Origin of the sequence: Photobacterium sp. OFAV2-7 (genome assembly GCF_022347985.1) — a bacterium.
In the GTDB taxonomy this organism is placed as follows: domain Bacteria; phylum Pseudomonadota; class Gammaproteobacteria; order Enterobacterales; family Vibrionaceae; genus Photobacterium.
In genome coordinates this window covers 1-4,951 of record NZ_JAKRFQ010000350.1, presented here as the reverse complement: position 1 = coordinate 4,951, position 4,951 = coordinate 1, and the positions used below count along the sequence as shown (strand labels likewise).

The following is a 4,951-nucleotide window of genomic DNA, read 5'->3' as shown; positions in this document are numbered from 1 at the left end:
AGCCGGCGCGATGAGACTATGTGCAGATGCTGCAAAAGGGAGTGTTATGAAGCGAGTCGATGAAGAGTGGGAAGCGGCGTCGTTGGCCGGGTTGAACAGCGTGCTGACAAAGTATCGTCAGCCCAAGCAACCGGTAGAGGCCAAGGCAGAAGTGACTGCGCCACCGGAGAAGGTTACTGACGCAGAGATTGGCGGTATTGATATCCTCGAGATTGAAGATGCCTGCCAGGCGCTGTGGAAGGCTAGCATCTTTGCCCGCACAGGCATGGGCTGTACTGGTCCGATAGTGTTAGTGGCGAGAGACGATTTGGAGCAGGCACGGGCACAGTTAACCGAAACTAAGTTTATCGGTTAATGGTGACAGTCGCCAAAACCTCCAGCCAGTCACCTTCGATGGCAAGAGAAGTCACACACTAGGAAATTCGCGAGCGCGAAATTGGCAGCATCGAGAGTAGCGCTATTACCGTCCGTTACTAAGGATATAGAGATGACAGAAACAGTAGTGCGTCTTACGCAGATGACCAAAAAAGCTGGGTGAGCGGCGAAAATTGGCCCTAAGGCCATGGCGCAGGTTCTGCAGTCCATTTCACCCCTATTTCCCGAACAAGCGTATCCCGATCTGATGGTTGGGTTGACGGTAAGTGATGATGCTGCCGTCTACAAAATTACTGATGATGTTGCCGTCATCCAGACATTGGACTTCTTTACTCCAATAGTCGATGACCCGTATGACTTTGGCGCCATAGCTGCTGCAAACGCACTCAGCGATGTTTACGCCATGGGCGGCCAGGTAACATTGGCAATGAACATCTTTTGTGTTCCGAGTGATCTTCCCCAGGAGATCGTTGGCCAAATCCTCAAAGGCGGTGCGGAGAAAGTCCGTGAGGCCGGAGCGGTGTTGGTCGGTGGTCATACCGTCGAAGACGATGAACCGAAATTCGGTTTGTCGGTAATGGGTACAATCCATCCTTCTAAAGTGCAAACCAAAGCTGCTGTAGACAGCGGCGACGTTCTGGTACTCACCAAGCCGATTGGTACCGGCTTAATTTCAACCGCAGCAAAACGGGGTAAGGCAAGTCAGCAGGCTATCCAGGCCTCAACCGACAGCATGAAAAAGCTTAACCGCAAGGCTGCTGAAATTTTCGCCCGGTATCCAGTAAAAGCCTGTACCGATGTAACGGGTTACTCGCTCCTCGGCCACGCCTTGGAAATGGCAGAAAAGAGCGATGTATGCATGCACTTTAACGCAACCCAGGTGCCATTCCTGATCGAAGCCGAAGACTACGCAGCCCAGGGGCTATTCCCCGGTGGTGCCAAGCGTAATCTGGATGCCTATCGAGACGAGATTGAGTTCGCACCGGATCTTGATGAAAGCTGGCAGCGCAAGCTCTGTTGTCCGGAAACCTCCGGCGGCTTGCTGGCAGCGGTACCCAAAGATTGTCTGGACGCTTTATTAACTGAATTTAGCAATAGTGAAGAACCATGTTGGGTTGTCGGGTACGCCGAGGAAGGAGCCGGCATAAAAGTCAGCTAGTTAACGCGAACCTCATTGTTATTAGGTTCAATATCTGCATCGAAAGTGCTCATTTATGTTCATAAACTCCGCGCTTTCTCTTTGCTCTTGAGCCTAATACCTTCGAGGTGAACGTTAGACTTTTTAAAGGATTACCCATCCCAATTGACGCTTGTTTGGAGATATAAATGAAACTCGAACTAGGCAATATTCATGTTCGTGATTTGGCTTTCGGGCCAGTGAGCGAAGTAAAAGAAAATACTGTGGTGATTGAACAGCAAGCACTTTTGAACCACCTGTGCGAACTGGATCACCGTATCCGCTCGATTGAGCTATCAATCGCAAAACCAGGCGACAGCATCCGTATCATGCCGGTTAAAGATGCTATCGAGCCACGAGTTAAAGTCAGTGGTGGTGGCGACATCTTCCCTGGCCGTCACTTAGGCGAAGAAGCAATGGTTGGTGAAGGTCGTACGCATGTGCTGAAAGGCATGGCGGTGATCACTACCGGTGAGGTCGTTGGTTTCCAGGAAGGTATTCTGGATATGAGCGGCCCGGGTGCACAATACACACCATTCTCTTCAACCATGAACCTGGTTATCCAGTGTGAAGTCGATGACACATGTAACCAGTACGACCACGAAGGTGTCCTACGTCTGGTTGGCCTGGAAGCGGGTCGCTGGATTGGTAAGCTGGCTGCAGATGTTGAGCCGGACGAAATCCAGACATACGAAACCAAGCCACTGCTAGAGCAGGCTGCCGAGTATCCTAACCTGCCAAAAGTAGGCTATGTCTATATGCTGCAGAGCCAGGGTCTATTGCACGATAGCTACTACTACGGCGTTGATGTGAAAGGCATGCTTCCGACACTGATGTACCCAACAGAAGTGATGGATGGCGCAATCATCAGTGGTAACTGTGTATCTGCCTGTGACAAGAACACCAGCTATGTTCACCAGAACAGCCCGGTGATCTACGATCTTTACCGTCACCATGGTTCGAAGTACAACTTCATGGGCGTTATCGTCACTAACGAGAACGTTACTCTGCGTGATAAAGAACGTTCATCTAACTTCGTTGTTAAGCTTGCTAAGCAAATGGGCTGGGATGCAGCGATTGTCAGTGAAGAAGGCTTTGGTAACCCTGATGCCGACCTGATGATGAACTGTGCCAAGCTAGAGGCTGCGGGTATTCAGACTGTCTTGCTGACTGATGAATATGCAGGTCAGAACGGTGAGAGCCAGTCATTGGCAGATTCACACGAAAGTGCGAACGCTGTTGTGACTAACGGTAATGCCAACCAGCTAGTGACACTACCTGCAATGGACAAAGTGATCGGTCACGACCGTTATGCAGATATGGTTGCTGGTGGCTTCCAGGGTAGCTTGCATGAAGATGGCTCTATCACGGTTGAAATTCAAGCGATTCTTAGCGCAACCAGTGAACTTGGTTACCATCACCTCACCACTAAAGCAAGCTAAGCGAGGATACTCACATGACATTGAAAGTAGTTTATTACTTGAACCAGTTCTTCGCCCAGAAAGGTGGTGAAGAGATGGCCCACACTCCAATGGAGGTGGTTGAAGGTACAGTAGGTGTTGGTTCTCAAGTGAACACAATGCTACAGGACAAGGCAGAAATCACACATACTATTATCTGTGGTGACTCCTACTTCAACGAAAACGAAAGCCAGTGCTGCCACGGACTGCAAGAAATCCTTACTCAGCTGAAACCGGATCTTATCATTGCGGGTCCTGCTTTCAACGCCGGTCGTTACGGTATGGCTTGTGGTACGGTTGCCAAGGTTGCTCATGAAATGGGTATCACCACCATTTCGGGTATGTACCCTGAAAACCCAGGCTACGAGCTGTTCCGTCAGTATGCGTACATGGTTGAAACAGGTAACAGTGCAGCGAGCATGCGTAAAGCCGTTCCTGCAATGGTTAAGCTGATTAACCGTTATGTAGAAACCGATGGGGAAGTGGGTTCTCCAGAAGAAGCCGGTTACATGCCTCGTGGCATCCGCGTGAATTTCTTTGCAGAAAAACGTGGTTCTGAGCGTGCAGTTGACTTGCTGATTTCCAAAATTGGTGGTCAGGAGTTCACAACTGAATACCCAATGCCTGCGTTTGACCGCGTTGAGCCTCAGCCTCCGGTTGAAATGATGAGCACAGCTAAGATTGCGCTTGTTACTTCAGGTGGTGTGGTACCTAAGGGCAACCCAGACCATATCGAATCTTCAAGTGCATCTAAATATGGCGAATATAGCATTCGTGGTTTGGAAACCTTGACGGAAGAGACTCATGAAACAGCGCACGGCGGATATGACCCAGTTGCTTGCAACCAGGACCCTAACCGAGTTCTTCCAGTCGACGTGTTGCGAGACATGGAACGAGAAGGTGTTATCGGAAGCCTGCATGACATGTTCTACACCACGGTCGGTAACGGTACGGCGGTCGCGAAGGCGAAAGAATACGGCGCAGAGATTGCGATGAAGCTACAGAAGGCAGGGGTGACAGCTGCTATATTCACCTCCACTTGAGGCACTTGTACTCGTTGCGGCGCAACGATGCTCAAGGAAATCGAAAAAGTAATGCCTGTAGTTCACGTTCTAACTGTCGTGCCTATTTCTAAAACGGTTGGTGCAAACCGTATCGTTCCTGCTATCGCGATCCCTCACCCTCTAGGTGATCCAACAATGCAGCCGAAAGAAGAGAAATATGCTCGTCGTCAACTAGTCGAAAAAGCACTAAGTGCACTTCAGACTAAGATTGATGAGCAGACAGTGTTCTAAGTATTAGAAAACGATAGAACAAGAAGCACTGAAGCCAGCCGGTTTACCGGCTGGCTTTTTTAGTTTTTTCGTCCCTACGAAAATTCTTGGTTATTTGTTAACTGTGAGAGTCATTTGCACCGAGTTCTCAACCCCCTCCAACTCCCCCCTTCTGTTAACAGTTGTTGCCAAGTTACAGTTTCACTTAAGGGGGAGAGTTATCCTCTGTGCCTGTAGGTTCTTCATCAGTAGGAAGGTAGTCATCACCGTTAACAGCTGCGACTGTATATGGGTGGTGATAGTTTAACATCAGAGAAAGTCCTTCCCCTCGTTCAATAAATTATTGAGATCGAAAGAGTTTATAAAAGGGGAAGCTAGATGGGGTTGGTCATACCTGGTTCAACGATGACTTAATAACCTGAAGCAGGAGATAGTCGGCAGGTGCAAGGATCCCCGCCATGGCGGGGATAATGATTTGGAGAAAGGGGAGGGCTAGTAAATACCCTTGAAGCCAAGAGAATCGAGACAAGATTTGATCAATTGCAGATCGATAAAACGAAAATCGGTTTGTTGTTTCTCGGGGAAGCGGGTATCAATATCTTCATCGGTAAGAGTCAAGTGTGTTGGGTTGGCTTTGCAGAGCACCTGATAGCGTTCGATGGTTT

3 protein-coding genes and 1 pseudogene are annotated in these 4,951 nt (G+C 49.2%); all 4 read left to right on the top strand.

What is annotated here, in order from left to right:
• Positions 1 to 355, top strand: a pseudogene (locus MHN01_RS16470) (glycine reductase); the annotation flags it as partial.
• Between the two features lie 132 nt (positions 356 to 487).
• A complete protein-coding gene (gene selD, locus MHN01_RS16465) occupies positions 488 to 1,534 on the top strand; it encodes a selenide, water dikinase SelD (protein ID WP_255725305.1) in 1,047 nt (348 codons plus the stop codon).
• Positions 1,535 to 1,701: 167 nt separating this feature from the next.
• A complete protein-coding gene (locus tag MHN01_RS16460) occupies positions 1,702 to 2,994 on the top strand; it encodes a glycine/sarcosine/betaine reductase component B subunit (RefSeq protein WP_239412333.1) in 1,293 nt (430 codons plus the stop codon).
• 14 nt (positions 2,995 to 3,008) lie between these two features.
• Positions 3,009 to 4,307, top strand: a complete 1,299-nt coding sequence (grdB, locus tag MHN01_RS16455; RefSeq protein WP_255725304.1) for a glycine reductase complex selenoprotein B — start codon at positions 3,009 to 3,011, stop codon at positions 4,305 to 4,307.
• Positions 4,308 to 4,951 lie beyond the last annotated feature (644 nt).

Coding starts and splice junctions, on each gene's coding strand:
- MHN01_RS16460 (WP_239412333.1), top strand. CDS start 1,702: ATGAAACTCGAACTAGGCAATATTCATGTTCGTGATTTGGCTTTCGGG.